The sequence below is a fragment of the Acidovorax sp. 59 genome, from assembly GCF_002754175.1.
Classification (GTDB): Bacteria; Pseudomonadota; Gammaproteobacteria; order Burkholderiales; family Burkholderiaceae_C; genus Acidovorax; species Acidovorax delafieldii.
In genome coordinates, this window is the sequence record NZ_PEET01000001.1 from 2,295,156 (window position 1) to 2,316,386 (window position 21,231).

Below are 21,231 nucleotides of genomic sequence, written 5' to 3' on the forward strand. Positions count from 1 at the left end.
TCAGTTGGGCGCACAAGCTACGGTCTACCGATGATGCCTATAATCCAAAGCCTCGCGGGTGTAGTTCAATGGTAGAACGGCAGCTTCCCAAGCTTCATACGAGGGTTCGATTCCCTTCACCCGCTCCACATGAGTAGCCAAAGGCCGTCAAGGATAAACACCTGGCGGCCTTTTCATTGGAGTATCAGCACCTTTCATTGCAGCAAGGTCCAGCGGCAGACGTTGACAGTCAAAAAAAGATCGGGGAACAATGCGGGGAACAAACGAAACCCTTCCCACCCAACCGGGGCACAGACCTAGAAAGTTGTTCCCCGATGCTCACCGATCCAGACTGCAGAAACGCTACTTGCCCCCCGCACAAAAAGCGTATGAGGCTGACCGACACGTCGGGCTTGTACTTGGAGGTTAGCCCGGGCGGGTCGAAACGATGGTTCCTGAAGCTGTACAAGCAAGGGAAGGAGACGCGCCTTGCACTGGGCAGCTATCCAGCCGTGACCTTGAAGGCGGCCCGGAATGCGCGGGATGCGGCAAAGCTGCAAAAAGCGGAGGGCCGTGACCCGATAGAGACGCGCAAACTTGAGAAGCTGACTAAGACCTCGACCGGGGCAATCACCTTTGAAGCAGTGGCCCGCGAGTTCCACGCCGTCAAGGCGTCGGGCTGGAGCGAGGGCCACGGCACCAAGTGGCTGCGGATGAACGAAATTTACTTGTTCCCTCACATTGGCAGTATGCCGGTGAGCAAGATCAAAGCCCCTTTACTGTTGGCGGCGCTGCGCAAGGCAGAGGCAAAGGGCATTCTCAGCACTGCGCAAGACCTGCAACAGATGGCCGGGCAAGTGTTCCGCTATGGCATCCAGACGGGGTACTGTGAAAGCAACCCGGCGGGCGACTTGAAGGGCGCACTCAAGCCACATGTGGCGAAGCACTTTTCAGCGGTGCTTGATCCGGAGGAGGCAGGGGGCTTGCTGCGGGCTATCGACGGCTACACCGGGCAACCGGCCACGCTGGCGGCGATGCAACTCTCCGCCCTGTTCTTTCAGCGTCCCGGCACCATCCGGGCAATGGAATGGGCATGGGTTGATCTGGAGGGGGCGATGCTGACCATTCCTCCGGCCGACATGAAGCGCAAGAAGCATGGAAAGGTCAACGGCAAGCGGCACCTGGTGCCCCTGTCCACCCAAGCGGTACGCATCCTCAAGATGCTTGAGCAGTTGACTGGCGGCGGGCGCTACGTGTTTCCCGGTGAGAGGGACCGCAACAAACCCATGAGCGACGGCACGATCAACGCGGCACTGCGTCGGCTGGATTTTGGCAACGATGAACATGTGGGCCAGGGGTTCCGAGCAATGGCCCGCACCATGATCGCAGAGCGAATCCCGGGCATTCCCGCCGACATGGTGTAGGCTCAACTTGGACAAGGAAAAAGCGGGCCGCTAGGCAACGCCTATGACCGCGCCGACTACCTTGGGCAGCGTCGGCAGATGATGCAGACGTGGGCCGACTACTTGGACATGTTGCGAGTTGGCTCTGAGGTTGCCGAGCTCAAATGCACTTAGAAAGGTCTCTGCGGCGAGGGGAGCCGGGACCTATTTGCAGAAGATGTCACCGATATACTCCGTTGCCCGCTTGGGCCCCATGACAAACTATGACTTGAGAACAAAACATGGCAGGTAACGTTAGCGAGAGTTCTTCGTCGGCCCCCTCTCGTGGAGAAATCAGTCCGCCTGACGTTCAGAGGGCCACGAAATTCCGATTTGCCATCGCTCTGGCGTTCTCCGGTTTTGCGGCCCTTGCCTATCAAGTTACGTGGCAGCGGGTGATGACGCAGATAATAGGATCTGATGCAGTCTCGATGGTGCTCGTAGTCACCATCTTCATGATTTGCCTAGGGATTGGATCTGAGTTAGCCAAGCTCCTTGTGGCCAGATCCCAATCAGGAGCAATTAGGCTGTACGCCATCATTGAGCTAATGGTTGCAATCTATGGTGTTTTATCCATCCCCCTACTGCGGACGGCTAATGCGAAAGTAGGGTGGCTGACCGGGGATTCGCTAACGGCAGATCTTCTTATTAACTTGGGTTTGCTATCACTCCCCATCATCGGGATGGGGCTCACCACCCCTCTCATCGTGCATGTGGCGAGAGAGCGTTTGTCCAACGTGGGTCGGACAGTGGGTATTCTGTATGGGTGGAATATCGCGGGAGCCGCGGTTGGATCATTGGTGACGGGGCTCGTACTCATAGAGCTGTTCGGCCTTAGTGGGACCACCTATTTCGCTGCCGCCGCGAACATTTTCGCCGCCTGCATTGCCGTACATGTGCTCCGCCAGACTAAGGCGACGAATTCTGATGAAAGTCTCGCCCCCCATAGAGTCGCACCTGCAACGATACCGCTAGCCTCAGCGGTGGCGGCAGTTCTCTTCGGCTTTGGCACTCTTTCTATTCAAGTTATTTTCTTTCGAGTGTTGTCGAACTACTTGACGCTGTCGACCGTCGTCTTCCCAGTGCTTCTGTGCGCGTACCTATGCCTCATGTCGCTGGGTCAGTGGGTAGGAGGCCAGTTAGCTGATCGATACAGCAATCGACTTCCGCAAGTCACCACGGGGCTCTTTGCCACCGGCGCGGTGCTGTTGTTGGCCGCGCTGCGATTCCCACCTGACTGGGCAGCGTCACTCGGAGCCCTTAGGTTCTCTAGCTTCAACGGACAACTAGTAAGCTCTGAATTCACCCACCTAGTGGGTGACCCTTCCCCTGTCACCGTATTCCTGTTCTCGCTGGGGATGATGCTCTCTGTAGTGGCATGGTCAGGACTGTTTCCAGTGATGTTCAGGCTCATCACTCAACGAATTGAAGACGCTGGCAATCGTTTCGCACGAAACTACACGCTTTACACCACAGGTAATGTAATCGGCGCTTTCACCTGCGGCATTCTTCTTCTTCCCTATTTTGGAACCGGTCAAAGCACGCTGTTGACAGTGTTTATCGTCGGGTGCGGCTCTGCATGTGTTATCTGGGGAAACAGGCCAATATTTGTGGGCTGGCGCGCATACGCGATGCTGGCGTGCGGTTTAGCGGCGGCGCTGATGATGCCGAACGACTACTACAAATCATTCCGGCTCGACAACTACCGAGTGACCGATGTTTTTGAGGGCCGTACAGGTGTTGCAACCGTCGTCCCGACGTCGCGCTTTTACACGATCATAGATGTCAATCGCACTGCGTCGGCATCGGCGCTCAATGCCGACCCCGGTCCTAATGATATCTATGAAGCATGGCGCTGGAACCATACGGATCTGATGGCGCTTGATCCAGCCTTCAGACCAAAGAACATTCTTGTTATCGGCATTGGTCACGCTTACCTCATTGATTCGATGCTCGATCTACCCTTCGTCGAAAAAATTACAGTAGTGGATCTGTCAGAAGAAGTTGTGAAGGCCGTCAAAAAGTACACAAAGACTTCCTCATCACGAATCTTCAGCGACCCGCGTGTAAATATCGTCATCGCAGATGGGCGGCGCTATGTGCAATCTGCCATAAAACGTGGACAGCACTTTGATCTGATTCAGAACAAGATAAATGAGCCATGGCACGCAGGTAGCGGGAACCTTTTCACAGAAGAGTTTTTCTTGGAGCAAAAGAAGCTACTGACAACTGGCGGATATTTGAGCACACGACCTTTGACTGGTCACCTAACGGATGGCCACAAAGTTTTTCGCAACGCATTGTGGACTGGCTATTACCACATGTATTTCAAGAACGGGCAAATCGATATACCCAATGAAGCAATTGTGGGTCGGGATATTAGAGATGCGTGGTTCACGGAACTGCCAGGGCGCGGGCCGGTAGCTAGCAGCACTAGGCAGAATCTGCAGGTCATAAATTTTTCGACAGTGCCTAATGAACTACGGACGGATGCAAATACGGATGATCGCCCGACATTCGAATACTATTGGTGGCGCCAACTTACGGGAGTTTGGGTATCGCCTAGGGTTCCGTTGTGGGACCTTGATTTGACGCCTCACTCTAGAGCAATGCCGGTAAAGGTTGAGTAGCAAAAACTGCATGGTGGTGAACTGGAGTCAATGACCCACTATAGACATAATCGAGTTCAAGCTGACCTATATTTTCTGCAAGCCCTAGGCTGATCCGCGAAAACCCGTTTCCCTGACGGGCTGGGCTTGCACCTAGTTTCAGGGGCGCGAAGGGCGCCATGGTCTACGATGTTGACCGCGAAAATATTTCGCTTGATGCCGAGCGATTTAAAGAAAACAAAAAACACATGCGCTCGCGCTTGTCGTGAGCGAGGAAGTCGAAGCACTGCGTCTCGCACGCGGTGAACGGGTGACGACCTATAAAAACAAACTCGCTTAGTTGCTTCGAGATCCTGACTCCTTGGGGGCGGCAAATCCTAATCCCTGGTACACGTTTGTCACGGACATGGACCTTCTCAACCGGTGTGCCTTTCGGTTGGGTTTGTCACGCACGCAAACCATAGAACGCATTTGCAAGGAGCTTTTGCCACCCAACTGGGAAACGCTCTTCTGGATGCACGCGTGCCTTGAAAATCTTGGAAAGAATGCAAAAGAGCTGGTCCTTCTTGAAAGGCGAATTCACGAGGCGGATAAGTTTGCGATTTCGGGCGCAGCGAAGAGGGCAGCCCAAGGCAGACACGCAAAGAATCACTGCGATAAGAAAAGCGTGTTTAAGTGGTGCGATGAACACATGCACAAGTTCAAGTCCATGGACGACGCCGCGTTAAATATCGCCGAAACGTTCATTCCCCAAAAATTTAGAACTGTGCGGGAATAGATGACCGAGTGAAAAAAGCTCCGCTCTGCCGGGAAGGCGTAAGTCGTGCGCGCAGGTAGTGCGGCGTGCCCGTACGTAGGCTTCAAATCTGGAGCGTGAATATTCAGACTGCCCCTATTGGCAAAGTGTGCCAATGTCATATAGGGGGTTAAATGTCAATCTTGAGAATGCCAGCCGTCAAGGCTGAAACGGGACACCGCTCCCACGCAAGCATTTACAACGCCATCAAGGCCGGTCTTTTCACTAAACCTGTGCAGATCGGGCAGAGGTCTGTTGGCTGGCCATCTGATGAAGTCAAGGCCATAAACGCGGCGCGTATAGGCGGGCAATCAGACGATGCGATCCGTGAGCTGGTGAGTCTGCTTCACGCCCAGCGTGCAAAGAAGCTGGCCGCATTGCTGGCCGCGTAAGGGGTGGACATGACGATCAACACCACCCCAAAAGAAATGCAAACCGGGGACCGCAATCTGACGGCAGGCAGCACGATCAACGGTTCAAATTTTCCCACTGCGGAGCGCGATGACAAAGCGTTTTCAAGCCTGCGGGCTGCGTTCGCGTTGAAGGGCTACGCATTGGACCGAACAGACTCGGCGGACGAAGCTGTGACCTATCGGGCCGACCGCTGGGGGCTCGTGCGCCATCTGCCCACCATCGATACGGCGCGGCGATTCCTGGAGCAGATCGGGGGGCGGCTGTGATTGCATGGTCTGACCCTTGCGAAAATTTCCGGGCCGCGATTGCGTCGGCTGGCCTGCCACCGCCGGAGGACATTGAGGCAGACGGCACGATCCACCGTTTCAGCACAAGCGGCAAACGGACTGACGATTCCGGCTGGTATTTGTTGCACCTGTACGGCATCCGGTTCGGTGCGTTTGGATGCTGGCGCGAGGGGCTGCACTCCATCTGGTCCGGCAAGGCCGACAACGAGATGACAACGGCGGAGCGCGATGCTGACCATACTGAGCGGCAGCGGCAGGCCGCAGAAGCGGCGGCGCTGATCTTGACCGAGGCCACAACAGCGACCGAGCGTGAGTAGCTCACACGCCAAGGCATCAAGCCCCACGGGGTCAAGTGCGACGGCCACCACTTGTTGATCCCGATGCGCGATACATCGGGGGCACTGCAAGCCTGCAAACCATCGCACCAGACGGCGGCAAACGTTGTCAACCGGGTACACGTGCGAAGGGCTGTTACTTCTCCATCGGCAAGCTTGACAGCGTACTGATCGTGTGTGCGGCTATGCGACCGGCGCGAGCATCCATGAGGCAACGGGGCACGCGGTGGCGGTGGCGTTCAATGCGGGCAACCTGGAGGCGGTGGCACAGGCGCTGCGCACGAAGTACCCCGCGCTGAAGATCACGATAGCCACAGACGATGACCACATTACCGAGGGCGACCCCGGACTGAGCAAGGCGACGGCAGCGGCGCAAGCCGTGAGCGGCCGTGTGGCTGTGCCAGTGTTCCCGGCGAGCAGGCCAGACAAGGCAACAGACTTCAATGACCTGCACCAGTTGGCTGGGCTAGGCGCGGTGCGCCAGTGCATTGAAGCGGCGAAGGCCATCACCATAGCGAGCGGCGCATGGCGGGACCCAACGCCCTTGCCCGATGCGCTACCACCTGTTCATGCCTTCGACGCGGAGCTGATGCCAGAAGCGTTGCGGGCCTGGGTGATGGACATTGCCCACCGGATGCAATGCCCACCTGACTTCCCCGCAGTGGCCGCACTGGTGGCGGCATCCAGCTTGATCGGTGCTCGTGCTGTGGTGCAGCCCAAGGCCCGAGATGATTGGCAGGTTGTGCCGAACCTGTGGGCGATGACAGTTGGCCGACCTGGGGTGAAGAAAAGCCCTGCGCTAGCCGATACGCTGCGACCGCTCAACCATTTGCAGGCGAATGAGTTTGAGCAATGGCAACTGGCGCACGATGCCTGGGCGCTCGATTGCAAGGTGGCCGAACTGGCTGGAGAGGCCAACAGCAAAAAGCCAAGGGGCTTGCATCAAAAGACCCAGCGGCGGCGCGTGCCTTGCTAGAGCCAATCGACGCACCCGCCGAACCCGTGGCTCGGCGCTACATTGTTAACGACGCGACGGTGGAGAAGCTGGGCGAGCTGCTTCAACAGAACCCTTGGGGCACCCTCTCCTATCGAGATGAACTGTATGGGCTTCTGACCAGCTTAGACAAGCAAGGGCAAGAGGGATCACGCGCCTTCTACCTGCAAGCCTATGACGGCAATCAGGGATACACCTTTGACCGCATCCAGCGGGGCACCGTACATGTGCCCCGAGTTTGTCTAGCTATGCTGGGCGGCATCCAGCCGGGCCGCATTCAGGAATACGTGCGCGGTACCGTTGCTGGTGGCAGTGCAGATGATGGGCTGTTGCAGCGGTTCGGTTTGACCGTGTGGCCTGACACCGCTGGCGATTTTGTCCACGTCGACCAGTGGCCTGACACCCCGGCAAAACAGGCGGCCTGGGCGGTGTTCGAGCGCCTGGCATCGTTGGCACCAGCAAGTGAGACAGACGCACATGTGTGGCGTTTCGATGCAGCTGCGCAGGGTTTGTTTGTAGAGTGGCTGGTGCCCTTTGAAACCGAGATGGGCTCGTACACAGTCATGTACTCACGGCCAAACAGGCTCGCGCGGCCGATGTATGTCTTGCCCTCATTCATCAGGGCATAGGCAGGGTGCTTGCGATCCAGCAAGGTCTTGTAGGCGCGCTCACCGTCCTGCTTCTTGAGCGATGTGGTCACGCGGATGAAGTCATCCCCCCGTGCGCGCAAAAATGGTCGCCACCGCGCCCATGCTGTCTTTGGAAAAGCGGTCAACCACCTCGAAATCGCCGTTAACGGACGCGCCTTGAAACGACAGCACAGCTTCGGGCTTTCCGTCCGCACCGGGCGCCTCGGCCACAGAGAACTGTCCCGGGAAATTCGCCTTGAACAGGGTGAAGTCCCGCTTGGCTTGCTCTTGTGCGGTGTCGTCAAAGGTCTGCACCAGCATGCGCACCTGGGCCGCGTACTGCTTGGCATCGTCCCGCGATAGGCGGCCGAAGTCTTTCCGCAGCAGGCCACTGACAATGCCCATGGTGGCCAGCAAGACCACCAACAGGCTGAACAAAGCGGTTGCCGAAAGTTTGAAAGCCACTGAGTGGCGACTGTTTGACGAAATCATCTGGTACTTTTCTGAAATTTATGCAATGGCATGCATATGAGAAAGACAAAGTACCCGATTCGCCCCGTAATGCAAACGGCGCAATCAGCAATGGCCCGTCGAAAACTAGGGAAAACCCTTGCAAATATCCCCAATGCTCGGCAGGAACACCCACGTCCTGCCAGCGCAAGTGCGTTCAGAGAGCCTAGCCACCCATGGGTAGCTGCAGAGACTGCCGGCTCTCGAACACACGCTGGGCCCCCGTGACCGGGTCCACAAACTCCAGTGACCTTGCCAGCAACTGCAGGGGGCGCGAATAGTCACCTTCGGGCGGGTCGTTGACCACGGGGTAGAACGGATCGTTGCGCAGCGGCAGTCCGAGCGCCGCCATGTGCACGCGCAACTGGTGCCGCTTGCCGGTGATGGGTGACAGGCGGTAGCGCGCCCAATCGCCGGCCACCTCCAGCACCTGCATCTGGGTGTGGCTGTTAGGCTCCCCGGGCACTTCGTGCATACGAAAGAACTGCGGGCTTTCTTCTAGGCGGCTGACATGGTCGCGTGGAAAGACTACGTCCGCGCGCCAGGGCGCAATCGCCTCATAGTGCTTGCTGATCTGCCGGTCCCGGAACAAGGCCTGGTAGGCACCACGGGTGCGCTGTTGCACCGACAACATCACCAACCCGGCTGTATCGCGATCGATGCGATGCAGTGGTGACAACGCGGGTAACCCCAGCCGACGCTTGAGCCGCACCAGCAAGGTGTTTTGCAGATAACAGCCCGAGGGTGTGACCGGCATGAAGTGCGGCTTGTCCGCCACCACCAGATGCTCGTCCTGGTACAGCACGGTTTCGCTGAAGGGCAACGCGGGCTCCGCCGGGAGGCTGCGGTAGTAGTAAACACGCACACCACCCTCAAAGGGCCGCTCGGGCTGAACAGCCTGCCCGTGCTCATCCACCACATCACCCGCCTTCATGCGGTCGTACCAGCCATCACGGGACACTGCGGGCAGTCGCTGCGCCAGGAAATCCAGCATGCTGCCCTGCCCGCGTGTGGGCAGTACCACACAGCTGGGGCTCACACCGTTGCGCACCGGGAGTACATGGGGATGACGGGGGTTGTGCATGGCGTGCGAATTCTAGGAGGGATCGACGTGCGTAAGAACACAGCAGCAGACCTCGCACGGGCCAGCGTGCCCCCGAGCCCCGCACGGCAAGAAGATCGTCCGCGCGTTCCCACTCTGTAGGACAAGCGCGCCAAAAGACCTGCGGCTCAGCGCGAGGGGCCCAAAGTCACGTTCTGCGGGCTAGCATGACCGTTCTATGACGAGCCCTCCCACCAACCTCGCTACCAACCCATCGCCCCGCCCCGTAGCTCAACCCGCATCCCCAAGGAGACAAGGCAGCCGCAGGGTAGGCATAGCCTGGGGTGTGGCGGCGGGCGTGATGGGGCTGCTTTTGATTGGCGTGGTGACTTTGACCCAGTGGGACTGGAACCGCGCCAAGCCCTGGCTCAACGAAGCCGTCAGCAACGCGAGCGGACGACCGTTTGCGGTGGAAGGCGATCTGTCCGCATCCTGGCACTGGCCGCAGCCGCTCGAAGAGGGCTGGCACCGCTGGGTACCCGGCGTCACCGTGCAGGGCACGCAGCTGGTTCTGCAAGACCCGCCAGGGTTCGCCCGCGGGAAGAGCGCAGAACCCCGCCCCACGGCCAGCGCAGAGGTGGCACGCGCGTCGCTCAAGCTCTGGCCGTTGCTGGCTCGGGAAGTGGTGATTGATACCTTGGAACTATCTGGCCCGAATATCTCGCTTGCTCGGTTGCGCGATGGCACCCACAACTGGACCTTCCCCCAAAAAGACCCCGCCGATACGAAGCCTCGCTGGAGGTTCAGCGTCCACCAGCTGGTGGTTCGTAAAGGCCGACTGGGGTATTCCGACGCCACACAGGACCTTGACCTGACGGGCCGTGTCGATACCTTGCCACAAGAGACGGGAATGGCGCCCCCGCACGCTGCAGCCTCGTCTGCGGCCAGCGCAGACGTTGCTTCTGGTTCCCCACGCTATGGTGTGCGATTCGATGTGATGGGTACGCTGGGCAAAGCACGCATCGAAGGCCGCGGCAAGGCCGGCTCCGTCCTCACACTGCGTGACAAGCAAGTGAACTATCCCCTGCAATTCACAGCCAAGGCGGGCAGTGTGGAAACAGCGGTTCAGGGCATTTTGGCCAACCCGGGCGCCCTGTCAGGCATGGATTTTCAGGTCATGCTCAAGGGCGCCAGCATGGCGGATCTGTACGCGCTCACGGGTCTGGTTCTGCCCAACACGCCTGCGTTTCAAACCCAGGGCCGACTGCAGGGTAGCCTGCAGCCAGGCCGCGCCGTGTGGAACTACCGTGACTTCACCGGAACGGTGGGCCAGAGCGACCTCCACGGCAATCTGCGCTTTGTATCAGGGGCGCCGCGCGGCAAGCTGTCGGGAGCCATCACATCCAACCAATTGCGGCTTGCAGACCTGGGGCCAGTGCTCGGGACAGCCACCACGGCGAAAGCCCCAGCGGGTCGGAATGGCAGGGTATTGCCCAACGCAGCCTTTGCCACCGATCGTTGGAGCAACATGGACATGGATCTGAAATTCTCGGGACAACGAGTGCTCCGCCCCGACAGCCTGCCACTGGAAGACCTCAGCGTGCACGCGGTGCTCGACGATGCAGTGCTGCGCCTGGAGCCTTTGCACTTTGGCGTAGCCAAAGGCCAGATTGAGTCAAAGCTGATGCTGGATAGTCGCAAACGACCGCTCACGGTACGCATGGACACCCGCGTGCAAAACCTGCGACTCGCTGCCTTGTTCCCCGAGGTGGAATTGACGCGTAAAAGTCTGGGCCGGCTGGATGGGGCCATCGCATTGAATGGTCAAGGCAACTCCGTGGCGCAATGGCTCGGCACAAGCAACGGTGAGGCGCGCCTATACGTGCGCGAAGGAACTCTGAGCCGCGAACTGCTGGACCGCGCTGCGCTCAACGTCGGCAGCATTGTGATTGGCAAACTGTTTGGCGACGACAAGGAGGTGCAGCTCCGTTGCGCAGTGGCAGACTTGGCAGTGCGCGAAGGGGTTGCCACAGTCCGCACTGCCAAGCTGAGCACCAACGAAGCGGTGGTGGATGTCACCGGCACCATCGACATGGCGGACGAACGCCTGAACCTGAGCGTGAAACCTGCATCCTTGGAGTGGAAGTTCTTTTCTTTGCGCACTCCGTTGTATGTACGTGGCACGCTGGGCAAGCCTGACGTGGGCGCGGAGCCCGGCGCATTGTTGCTGCGCGCAGGTGCAGCCATTGCCGCTGCCGTGGCCGCGCCTGCAGCGTTGGCGCTGATACCGGTCACAGTACCCGGCGCTGACGACGATGCGCAGTGTGCTCCCTTGCTTGCTCAGGCCACGCAACCGGTCAAGGCGGGGCGCGCTAGCGCTCCAGCCGCGCGCACCACAGCACGCTAGAAAACACCTATACATCGCCTATGGCGGTACACACCCTCAGCGACCATCGCCAATGAAAAAGCCCATGGTTGACGCCATGGGCCTTTCGTGGATTTGCGAGGAACGCAACGTCAGTCGGTCGTTGCCTCTTCCGGCTCTGCAGGTTCGGACTTCGCCGAGCGCTCCTTCTTGGGCAAAGGCTGGATGTCAAGAAGCACTTCGGGTGTTTCTACCCCCTTGTCGTCCTTCTTCAACTCGATGTCCACGGTCAGGCGTCCACCTTCGGTCAGGCGGCCAAACAGCAGCTCGTCGGCCAAGGCACGGCGGATCGTGTCCTGAATCAGGCGCTGCATCGGGCGCGCGCCCATCAGGGGGTCGAAGCCCTTCTTCGCCAGATGCTTGCGCAAGGCATCGGTGAAGGTGACCTCCACCTTCTTCTCGGCCAGCTGCGTCTCCAGCTGCAGCAGGAACTTGTCCACCACGCGCAGGATGATCTGCTCATCCAAGGCCTTGAAGTTGACGATGGCATCCAACCGGTTGCGGAACTCGGGCGTGAACAGGCGCTTGATGTCGCCCATCTCGTCGCCCGCCTGACGCGGGTTGGTGAAGCCAATAGTCGCCTTGTTCATGGTCTCGGCGCCGGCATTCGTGGTCATGATGATGAGCACGTTGCGGAAGTCGGCCTTGCGACCATTGTTGTCCGTCAGCGTGCCATGGTCCATGACCTGCAGCAGCACGTTGAAGATGTCCGGATGTGCTTTCTCGATCTCATCGAGCAGCAGCACCGCGTGCGGCTTCTTCGTGATGGCTTCCGTCAGCAGACCACCTTGGTCGAAACCGACATAACCTGGAGGCGCGCCAATCAGGCGGCTCACAGCATGGCGCTCCATGTACTCGGACATATCGAAGCGGATCAGCTCGATGCCCATGATGTAGGCGAGCTGTTTGGCCGCTTCGGTCTTGCCGACGCCCGTGGGACCACTGAACAGGAATGAGCCGATGGGTTTGTCACCCTTGCCCAGACCCGAACGCGCCATCTTGACAGCGCTGGCAAGTACCTCAAGCGCCTTGTCCTGACCGAATACCACGCTCTTGAGGTCGCGCTCCAGCGTCTGCAGCTTACCGCGGTCGTCGTTGCTGACATTGGCGGGCGGAATGCGCGCGATCTTGGCCACGATCTCTTCGATCTCGGCCTTGCCGATGGTCTTCTTGCGCTTGCTGGGCACCAGGATGCGCTGCGCGGCACCTGCCTCGTCGATCACGTCGATAGCCTTGTCAGGCAAATGGCGGTCGTTGATGTACTTGGCACTCAGTTCGGCCGCGGCCTGCAGGGCCGCAGCGGCGTACTTCACGCTGTGGTGCTCTTCAAAGCGGCTCTTGAGGCCCTTCAAGATGTCAATGGTCTCGGCCACGCTCGGTTCGACCACATCCACCTTCTGGAAGCGGCGGGACAAGGCCGCATCTTTTTCGAAGATGCCACGGTACTCCGTGAAGGTGGTTGCACCGATGCACTTGAGCTGGCCACTTGACAGCGCCGGCTTCAGCAAGTTGGACGCATCCAAGGTGCCGCCAGAGGCCGCGCCCGCACCGATCAGGGTGTGGATCTCGTCGATGAACAGGATGGCATTGGGCTTGTCCTTGAGCGACTTGAGCACGCCTTTGAGGCGCTGCTCGAAATCGCCACGGTACTTGGTGCCCGCCAGCAACGCGCCCATGTCGAGCGAGTACACCGTGGCCTCCGCCAGGATCTCTGGCACGTCGTTCTGCGTAATACGCCAGGCCAGACCCTCGGCAATCGCGGTCTTGCCCACACCGGCTTCGCCCACCAGCAGAGGGTTGTTCTTGCGGCGGCGGCACAGAATCTGGATCGTGCGCTCGACCTCGTAGTTGCGGCCGATCAGCGGGTCAATCTTGCCGTCCTTGGCCGCCTGGTTCAGGTTCTGGGTGAACTGTTCCAGCGGCGAGGCCTTTTCGTTGCGCTCGCCACCACCGCCCTCTTCGCCCTCGGCCTGATTCTCGGCCTTAGCGGGCTCGGGAGGCTCGCCCTTCTTGATGCCATGGGCAATGAAGTTGACCACGTCCAGGCGCGTGACGCCCTGCTGGTGCAGGTAGTACACAGCGTGCGAATCTTTCTCGCCGAAGATAGCCACGAGCACATTAGCGCCCGTCACCTCTTTCTTGCCGTTGCCCGTGGACTGCACGTGCATGATGGCGCGCTGGATCACCCGCTGGAAGCCCAGGGTGGGTTGAGTGTCCACCTCGTCGCTACCGGCAACCTGGGGCGTGTTGTCTTTGATGAAGTTCGACAGCGATGAACGCAGATCATCGATATTGGCCGAACATGCGCGCAGCACCTCCGCTGCGCTGGGGTTATCGAGCAATGCAAGCAACAGATGCTCCACGGTGATGAACTCGTGGCGCTGCTGACGGGCCTCAACAAAGGCCATGTGCAAGCTGACTTCCAGTTCCTGGGCAATCATGTGAACTCCTTTGTGCTTGCGTGGAAGGGATAACTGTAGATCGGGACAAAAGACCTGCTATTCAACAGGCTCACTGACACATTGCAGTGGGTGGCCCGCCTTGAGGGCGGCGTCAAGCACTTGCTCTACCTTGGTGGCAGCCACATCGCGCGAATAAACGCCGCAAACGCCTTTGCCATCAAGGTGGATCTTCAACATGATCTGAGTGGCCGTTTCGCGGTCCTTGCTGAAAAACTCCTGCAGCACCACGATGACGAACTCCATGGGCGTGTAGTCATCATTGAGCATGACCACCTGGTACATCTGGGGCGGCTGGGTCTTTTGGGTGCGCCTCTCGAGCACGACCGAACCGCCGTCATCCCGCGCTGGCCGAGTCACCGGCGGCGCGGTGGGGGGTGAAGGTGGTTTTGTTGCCATGAAAATCATTCTAGCGACCCGAACAGGGTGCCGCTGCAGGAGAAGCTGGTTGTTGACCAGGTATTTTTCAACCCACGGCTTACAGAAACTTCTGCAGGGAACTCAATCACTCGTACACCACACTGGTGGCACCGGCACCCACTTGGGCGGTCCATGCCGCCAACGCCGCATCGCTGGGGTAGAAACGCGCGTTTTCGCCCAGTTGCAACTCTGCCACTGCAGCAGCATCGTCCGACTGGCAGCGCACACCCATGCGCACGCGCAACCCGTGCACCAACTCCCCTTCGGCGACCTCCTCGCGCAACGGCGGAAACTCGCGTACCAAGCGCGGCACATCTGGCGCCTTATCACCCACGGTCACATGCAGGTATTTGCCAAACCGGCAACGCGCGCCCGCCAGGTCCCACACCTGCTGCACCTTGACGCGCAGACCGCCACTGAAGTGGTCCAGCTGCAGCCGGCCCATCATCACTACAAACTCATCTTCCTTGAGCTGATTGCGGTAGGTATTGAGCAACGCCTCATCGGCAGAAGCCTCAATCACAGCGGACTTGTCGTCCAGCTTGAAGAGTCCCAGCCTCCCGCGTTGCCCGTTGATGACCCGAAAGTCGCTGATGATGCCGGCAAGTACCTGGGGCTCACGGCTGTCAAGCAGCTCATCGATCTGGGTGCGGACAAAGCGGCGCACCTCGGTGGCCACTTCGTCAAAAAGATGGCCAGACAGGTAGAACCCGACGGCGGTTTTTTCCAGCGTAAGCCGTTCCTTGATACCCCAGGGCGTGGCGTCCACCAGATCGGGCTCCTGGGTGCTGGAGCCATGGGCATCATCACCCATCATGTCAAACAACCCGCCCTGGTTGACGTTGGCCAGCGTTGCGGCAGCAAAGTCAAAGGCCCGATCAATAGAGGCCACCAGGGCCGCCCGGTTGAGATGGATCGAATCAAAGGCACCCGCCTTGATCAGGGCCTCGACCGTGCGCTTGTTCATGCGGGCCTTGTCCACTCGCACGCAGAAGTCAAACAGACTTTTGAAGGGCCCTTTGGTCGAACCCTGGGGGCCTTCACCGCGCCCTTCACGGGCCGCGACGATCGCTTCGATCGCCTGCTGTCCAGTGCCTTTCACCGCCCCCAGACCGTAACGGATGATCTTGTCGGTGACTGGTTCAAACCGATAGAAGCCCCGATTCACGTCCGGCGGCTCGAACGACAGCCCCATCTTGTGTGCATCCTCGAACAGCACCTTGAGCTTGTCGGTGTCGTCCATTTCCACGGTCATGTTGGCGCAGAAAAACTCGGCCGTGTAGTGCACCTTGAGCCAGCCAGTGTGGTACGCCAGCAGGGAGTAAGCAGCCGCGTGTGACTTGTTGAAGCCATAGCCCGCGAACTTCTCCATCAGGTCGAACACCTCGTCGGCCTTCTCCTGGCTGATGCCTTTCTCCGCTGCACCCTTGCGGAAAATGGCGCGGTGTTCGGCCATTTCCTCGGCCTTCTTTTTCCCCATGGCACGCCGAAGCATGTCGGCGCCGCCCAAGCTATATCCGCCCAGCACCTGGGCGGTCTGCATCACCTGCTCCTGGTACACCATGATGCCGTAGGTCTCGGCCAGCACCGGCTCCACCAGCGGGTGGGGGTAGATGACCTCTTCCTTGCCATGCTTGCGGTTCACAAAGCTGGGAATCAGGTCCATAGGCCCCGGCCGGTACAACGCATTCAGGGCAATGAGGTCTTCCAGCCGACTGGGGCGCGCCTCTTTCAACATGCCCTGCATGCCGCGGCTTTCAAACTGGAACACTGCTTCGGTCTTACCCTCGGAGAACAGCCGATAAGTGGGTCCGTCGTCGAGGGGAATATTCTCGAACGCGAAATTCTCCTGGCCCTTGTGCCGCTTCATGATGAACTCGCGCGCAATTTCCAGAATGGTGAGCGTGGCAAGCCCCAAGAAGTCGAACTTCACCAAGCCGATGGCTTCCACATCGTCCTTGTCATACTGGCTCACGGCGGACTCGCTGCCCGGCTGCTGGTACAGCGGACAAAAATCGGTGAGTTTGCCAGGAGCGATCAGAACGCCACCGGCATGCATGCCGATGTTCCGCGTCATGCCCTCAAGCTTTTGTGCCATCTCGATGACGGTCTTGACGTCTTCTTCCTTGCGCACGCGCTCGTAGAGCATGGGCTCCAGTTCCAGCGCATAGTTGTTCTTGTCGCCTTCCTTTTTCACCTCAGGCGGATAGGCCAGGGTGTAGGACATGCCAGGCTTGCCGGGCACCAGCTTGGAGATGCCATCACAAAATGTGTAGCTCATGTCCATGACCCGGCCCACGTCGCGGATGGCCGCCTTTGCCGCCATCGTGCCGAAGGTAGCGATCTGGCTCACGGCGTTCTTGCCGTACTTGTCCTTGACGTAGTCAATCACACGGTCGCGGTTGGATTGGCAAAAGTCAATGTCGAAGTCGGGCATCGACACGCGCTCCGGGTTCAGGAATCGCTCGAACAGCAAGTTGTATTGCAGCGGGTCCAGGTCAGTGATCTTTAGCGCATAAGCGACCAGCGAACCGGCGCCGGAGCCACGGCCGGGCCCCACTGGGCAGCCGTTCTGCTTCGCCCACTGGATGAAATCACCCACGATCAGAAAGTAGCCCGGGAACCCCATCTTGAGGATGGTGCCCAGCTCGAACTCCAGGCGCTCGACATAGCGCGGGCGCTCCTTGACCCTCTCAGCTTCGTTAGGAAAAAGATGTTTCAGGCGCTCCTCCAGCCCTTCGAAAGACGCGTAGCGGAAATACTCGTCGATGGGCATGCCGTTGGGCGTCGGAAAATCCGGGAGCTGCGGCTTGCCCAGCACCAGGGTCAGGTTGCAGCGTTGTGCAATCTCGACCGTATTGGCGATGGCCGATGGCAGGTCGGCAAACAAGGCCTCCATCTCCGCCGAGGACTTGAAATACTGGTCGCGGGTGAATTTGCGGACACGACGCGGGTTTGCCAGGATTTCCCCCTCGGCGATACAGATGCGCGCCTCGTGGGCCTCGTAATCATCGGGCTCGGCAAACTGAACGGGGTGGGTCGCCACCACCGGCAGGTTCAACCGGGCAGCAAGCTGAGCGGCTGCCACCACATGGGCTTCATCGTCGTTTCGGCCGGCCCGTTGCAGCTCGATGTAAAACCGGTGCGGGAAAATGCCCGCTAAGCGCAACGCAACGTCGGCGGCACCTGACTCATCCCCCTTCATCAGCGCTTGCCCTACCGGGCCCGCCTGCGCGCCAGACAGGGCAATCAATCCCTCTGACAGCTCTTCCAGCCAAGTCCAAGTGCTCAGCGCCAGGTTCTTGACGATATTGCGCGTCCAGGCCCGGGCCAGCAGCTCCGACAGATTCAGATACCCCTGGCGACTCTGCACCAGGAGGATAAGGCGCGATGGGACACCTCCCGCCTCGCCTTCAAGAAAGATTTCTGCACCCAAGATGGGCTTGACACCTTTACCTCGCGCTTCCTTGTAGAACTTGATCGCCCCGAAGAGGTTATTGAGATCGGTGATGGCCAGAGCGGGCTGGCCGTCCTTGGCGGCCGCTTTGGCCACCTCGTCGATGCGATTGGTACCGTCAACGACGGAGAACTCGGTGTGCAGGCGCAAATGAACAAACATGCAGGCATTGTAGAAACCCCTGCGACTCTCCAACAGGACTTGCGTCGGCAGCGCCTTGGCGCTGCTGGCGCCACCAGTACAATGCTTTTTGTGACCGAAATGGCGCCGAAGGCTTCCGTGACGAGTACGCCAAGCGCACTCCCCTACAACTGAACCCTCGGGCCTTTCTTTGTGCACCTTTTTCCTTCTTTGCTGAAAGCTGCTTGCGATGCTGCGTGCCCCACTGCCCCTTGTTTCCGCCCTGCTGCTGGCTGGTTTGCTGGTTGGCTGCTCCAGCACCACAGTTGATAAAACGGCAGGCTGGAGTCCCAATCGCATCCACTCGGAAGCCCAGGACGAAATGAACAGCGGGGCGTATGACAAGGCCGTTCCTCTGCTGGAAAAGCTGGAAGGCCGCGCGGCAGGCACGCCACTGGCACAGCAGGCCCAGATTGACAAAGCCTATGCCCACTACAAGGCGGGCGAAAAGGCGCAAGCCGTCGCAACGCTGGACCGCTTCATGAAGCTGCACCCTGCCAGCCCTGCATTGGACTATGCGCTGTACCTGAAGGGCCTGGTCAACTTCAACGACAACTTGGGTCTGTTCTCATTTATCTCGCGCCAGGATCTATCAGAGCGTGACCAAAAGGCGGCCAAAGACTCCTTTGAAGCATTCAGCGAACTGGTCACACGCTTTCCTGAGTCCCGTTATGCGCAGGACTCGCGCCAGCGCATGACCTACATCGTCAACTCGCTGGCCCAATACGAAGTGCATGTGGCGCGGTACTACTTCCAGCGTGACGCCTATGTGGCTGCCATCAGTCGCGCGCAGGTCGCATTGGCAGACTACCAGGGCGTGCCCGCGCTGGAAGAGGCGTTGTACATCCTGATCCAGTCGTACGACGCGCTCGGAATGACCCAGCTGCGAGACGATGCACGCCGCGTGATGGACAAGTCCTACCCTCAAAGCGCCTATCTGAATGGCGGCTTCAAAGTCAAGTCGGATCCGTGGTGGAAGGTTTGGTAAGCGCCATCAGCGCAGACTGAAACTCGTCTGGCGATTCCAGCCTGCGCATGGGGGGCAAAGCCGCCAGCAAGCGCTTGCCATAGCCCATCGTGATGAGGCGCGTGTCGCCCACAACCAAAATACCCCGATCCGCTTCATGCCGGATCAAACGCCCGGCACCTTGCTTGAGTGCCACCGCCGCCTCTGGCAGAGCGTAGGCAGTGAACGCTTTGCCACCGGCCATTTCGATGTGTTGGGTGCGCGCCTCCACCAACGGATCCCCTGGAGGCGGAAAAGGCAGCTTGTCGATGACCACCAGTTGCAGAGCATCGCCCGGCACATCAAACCCTTCCCAGAACGAAGCCGAGGCCACCAGCACACAACCCGGTCGGCCGTGTGATGCGCCTTCGCGAAAACGCTCCATCAAGCGCCGCTTGGGCCACTCCCCCTGCACCAACACCTCCAACGCGCCAGAGGTCTGCCAACGTGCTTTGAGGGCATCGCCAATGGTGCGCAAGGCCTTGAGCGTGGTGGTCAGCACCAGCGTGCGCCCGCCCAGCGGCTCGGCGGCCAGCGCAACCCACTCCGCCACGCTGCGGCTGTGGGACGGATCCGCAGGCGATGGCAACTGGCGCGGCACATACAAAGCCGCCTGTCGGGCGTAGTCGAACGGACTGACCACGCGAAGGATGCGTGCATCCTTCAGTCCGGCTCGTTCGGTGAACCAGGTCAAGGCCTCGTCGGCACCCAGCGTCGCAGACGTGAAAATCCACGCCCTGCCCATATTTGCGGCCGGCTCTTCAGGCCAGGCTTCGCCCTCCGAGGTTTCTTCGGGCGACGTCAGAATCCGGGTGCGCATGGCATCTGCAATGTCCAGCGGAGACTCGATCAGGCGCAACTGGTTGCCCACATCGAGCCAACGTACCGCATCGGCCTGACAAGGTCCCGAAAACCTGGCCAGCCGTGCCAACAGGGAACTGCCACGTTCGTACAGGCGCTCCAGATCGGGCGATATTTCGCTCACTGTGTCCAGCGCCTCCAGCGACTGCGCACATGCCGATCCCAATGCGCGCAACGCGGCATGCCACGCAGCGCCCGATAGACCCTCGGGAGCCTCTTCCGTCCAGCGCACTCTGGCCCCTGCTGCAACGCCATTCGCCCCCTGGAAAATCGCGTTGCCAACGACCAGACGAAGGTCCCGCGCAGACAACTCCAGAAGCTGCGACAGCCCCGCCCAGTCCGCCAAGCCGCGTGCATGCTGCAATCCGGCGATCAGCAGGTCGCGGGCAAAGTCCATCCATTGCCCCGTGGACATCTGCGTCCCCAGAAACTGAACGCCTGTCTCATTGATCTGGTGGGCCTCATCAAAAACAACGACACGAACGGTCGGTAGCAGCTCGGCCATGCCCGACTCGCGCACCGCCACATCGGCAAAGAACAGGTGGTGATTGATGACCACAATATCCGCAGCCAGCGCCTCGCGCCGCGCGCGGTGGACATGGCATTCCCGAAAGCGAGGACACGAGGACCCCAGGCAGTTCTCACGCGTCGAAGTGACCAGCGGAATCACCGGCGAGCGCTCATCCAATCCGGTTAGCTCGATCAGATCGCCGGATACGGTCTGGCGCGACCAGTCCTCCACTTTGGCCAGCACGCGGGCGACGCCACGGTCCTGTGCCTGGATATCCAGGCGTGCCTGCTGCATGCGATGCAGACACAAATAACTGGCGCGCCCCTTCAGCAGGGCCATGCGAACGGGCAGCCCCAGGATCTGGGCCAGCCGAGGCAGGTCGCGCGCGAACAACTGGTCCTGCAGGGCCTTGGTCGCGGTAGACAACAGCACCCGCTCACCACTCAGCAAGGCTGGCACCAGATAGGCGTAGGTTTTGCCCACACCGGTACCCGCCTCCACCACCAGCGAGCCCCCTTCTGCGATGGTCTCAGCCACCGCAATGGCCATCTGAGTCTGGCCGTCACGCGGTTGAAAATGCCCATCTGCCCGCGCCAGCACACCGCCGGGGGCAAACACCTCGGGCACCATGGCCACCAACGACATCAGGCGGGCTCTTGGGGTTCGAGTTGCCGCTCCAGCCGCTCCATGGCGTCACGCAACACCAGTCTGCGCTTTTTGAGACGGCGCAAGGTGAGTTCGTCGGGCGCCGCATCGGGCGTACACCGATCGATGAGCGCATCGAGATCGGCATGTTCCATGCGCAGTTCGATCAACTGACGGTGGGGGGAGTGCAGACTGGGTTTCAAGGCAGAGGGCCACGGGCATGGCAAAAA

General features: G+C 59.7%; 17 protein-coding genes, 1 tRNA gene and 1 pseudogene. 11 read left to right on the forward strand and 8 right to left on the reverse strand.

What is annotated here, in order from left to right; all coding sequences use genetic code 11:
* Positions 1-54: 54 nt before the first annotated feature.
* The 9 genes from CLU87_RS10325 (at position 55) to CLU87_RS23600 (ending at position 7,485) form a co-directional block, all read left to right on the forward strand.
* Positions 55-128, forward strand: a tRNA-Gly gene (locus tag CLU87_RS10325).
* Positions 129-368: 240 nt separating this feature from the next.
* On the forward strand, positions 369-1,403 hold the full coding sequence (locus tag CLU87_RS10330) for an integrase arm-type DNA-binding domain-containing protein (RefSeq protein ID WP_233193762.1): 1,035 nt from the start codon (positions 369-371) through the stop codon (positions 1,401-1,403).
* A 260-nt stretch (positions 1,404-1,663) separates the two neighbouring features.
* The gene (locus CLU87_RS10335) at positions 1,664-4,051 is read left to right on the forward strand and encodes a spermidine synthase (protein WP_099730398.1); all 2,388 of its coding nucleotides are present in this window, start codon (positions 1,664-1,666) and stop codon (positions 4,049-4,051) included.
* Between the two features lie 385 nt (positions 4,052-4,436).
* The gene (locus CLU87_RS10340; RefSeq protein WP_099730399.1) at positions 4,437-4,808 is read left to right on the forward strand and encodes a hypothetical protein; all 372 of its coding nucleotides are present in this window, start codon (positions 4,437-4,439) and stop codon (positions 4,806-4,808) included.
* Between the two features lie 167 nt (positions 4,809-4,975).
* Positions 4,976-5,218, forward strand: a complete 243-nt coding sequence (locus CLU87_RS10345) for an AlpA family transcriptional regulator (RefSeq protein WP_233193763.1) — start codon at positions 4,976-4,978, stop codon at positions 5,216-5,218.
* 9 nt (positions 5,219-5,227) lie between these two features.
* Complete coding sequence (locus tag CLU87_RS10350; protein ID WP_143227268.1) at positions 5,228-5,506, forward strand: hypothetical protein; 279 nt, start codon at positions 5,228-5,230, stop codon at positions 5,504-5,506.
* Positions 5,503-5,844, forward strand: coding sequence for a hypothetical protein (locus tag CLU87_RS23510; RefSeq protein WP_233193764.1), 342 nt, complete (start codon positions 5,503-5,505; stop codon positions 5,842-5,844). Before CLU87_RS10350 ends, CLU87_RS23510 begins: the two co-directional genes overlap by 4 nt.
* 244 nt (positions 5,845-6,088) lie before the next feature.
* Positions 6,089-6,838: a DUF3987 domain-containing protein gene (locus CLU87_RS23595; protein WP_233194289.1), complete on the forward strand. Its 750-nt coding sequence runs from the start codon at positions 6,089-6,091 to the stop codon at positions 6,836-6,838.
* A complete protein-coding gene (locus CLU87_RS23600) occupies positions 6,748-7,485 on the forward strand; it encodes a DUF3987 domain-containing protein (protein ID WP_233194302.1) in 738 nt (245 codons plus the stop codon). Before CLU87_RS23595 ends, CLU87_RS23600 begins: the two co-directional genes overlap by 91 nt.
* On the opposite strand, the pseudogene CLU87_RS23520 reads toward CLU87_RS23600, so the two are convergent.
* The 3 genes and pseudogenes from CLU87_RS23520 to CLU87_RS10375 form a co-directional block, all read right to left on the reverse strand.
* Positions 7,446-7,556 (reverse strand): annotated as a pseudogene (locus CLU87_RS23520) (Cache 3/Cache 2 fusion domain-containing protein); the annotation flags it as partial. The gene CLU87_RS23600 and the pseudogene CLU87_RS23520 overlap by 40 nt on opposite strands.
* A 10-nt stretch (positions 7,557-7,566) precedes the next feature.
* Positions 7,567-7,977 carry a Cache 3/Cache 2 fusion domain-containing protein gene (locus CLU87_RS10370; protein WP_233193765.1) on the reverse strand — a complete coding sequence of 137 codons (411 nt, stop codon included), beginning with the start codon at positions 7,975-7,977 and terminating at the stop codon, positions 7,567-7,569.
* A gap of 184 nt (positions 7,978-8,161) precedes the next feature.
* Positions 8,162-9,079, reverse strand: coding sequence for a pseudouridine synthase (locus CLU87_RS10375; RefSeq protein WP_099730402.1), 918 nt, complete (start codon positions 9,077-9,079; stop codon positions 8,162-8,164).
* 196 nt (positions 9,080-9,275) lie between these two features.
* Between CLU87_RS10375 and CLU87_RS10380 the strand changes: the two genes are divergently transcribed.
* Positions 9,276-11,444 (forward strand): AsmA family protein, encoded by a 2,169-nt coding sequence (locus CLU87_RS10380; protein WP_099730403.1) that lies wholly within the window; start codon positions 9,276-9,278, stop codon positions 11,442-11,444.
* A 110-nt stretch (positions 11,445-11,554) separates the two neighbouring features.
* On the opposite strand, the gene clpA is transcribed toward CLU87_RS10380, so the two are convergent.
* From clpA to dnaE, 3 genes are all read right to left on the reverse strand, one after another.
* Complete coding sequence (gene clpA, locus CLU87_RS10385) at positions 11,555-13,903, reverse strand: ATP-dependent Clp protease ATP-binding subunit ClpA (protein ID WP_099730404.1); 2,349 nt, start codon at positions 13,901-13,903, stop codon at positions 11,555-11,557.
* Positions 13,904-13,960: 57 nt separating this feature from the next.
* On the reverse strand, positions 13,961-14,329 hold the full coding sequence (gene clpS / locus CLU87_RS10390; protein ID WP_015013909.1) for an ATP-dependent Clp protease adapter ClpS: 369 nt from the start codon (positions 14,327-14,329) through the stop codon (positions 13,961-13,963).
* 97 nt (positions 14,330-14,426) lie between these two features.
* Positions 14,427-17,960: a DNA polymerase III subunit alpha gene (gene dnaE, locus CLU87_RS10395; protein ID WP_099730405.1), complete on the reverse strand. Its 3,534-nt coding sequence runs from the start codon at positions 17,958-17,960 to the stop codon at positions 14,427-14,429.
* Between the two features lie 208 nt (positions 17,961-18,168).
* On the opposite strand from dnaE, the gene CLU87_RS10400 reads away from it, so the two are divergent.
* The gene (locus CLU87_RS10400) at positions 18,169-18,966 is read left to right on the forward strand and encodes an outer membrane protein assembly factor BamD (RefSeq protein WP_099730406.1); all 798 of its coding nucleotides are present in this window, start codon (positions 18,169-18,171) and stop codon (positions 18,964-18,966) included.
* Here the strand turns inward: CLU87_RS10400 and CLU87_RS10405 are convergent.
* Positions 18,935-21,001: an ATP-dependent DNA helicase gene (locus CLU87_RS10405; protein WP_099730407.1), complete on the reverse strand. Its 2,067-nt coding sequence runs from the start codon at positions 20,999-21,001 to the stop codon at positions 18,935-18,937. The genes CLU87_RS10400 and CLU87_RS10405 overlap by 32 nt on opposite strands.
* Complete coding sequence (locus tag CLU87_RS10410) at positions 21,001-21,204, reverse strand: YdcH family protein (protein ID WP_099730408.1); 204 nt, start codon at positions 21,202-21,204, stop codon at positions 21,001-21,003. The genes CLU87_RS10405 and CLU87_RS10410 overlap by 1 nt, the downstream gene beginning before the upstream one ends.
* Positions 21,205-21,231: the final 27 nt, after the last annotated feature.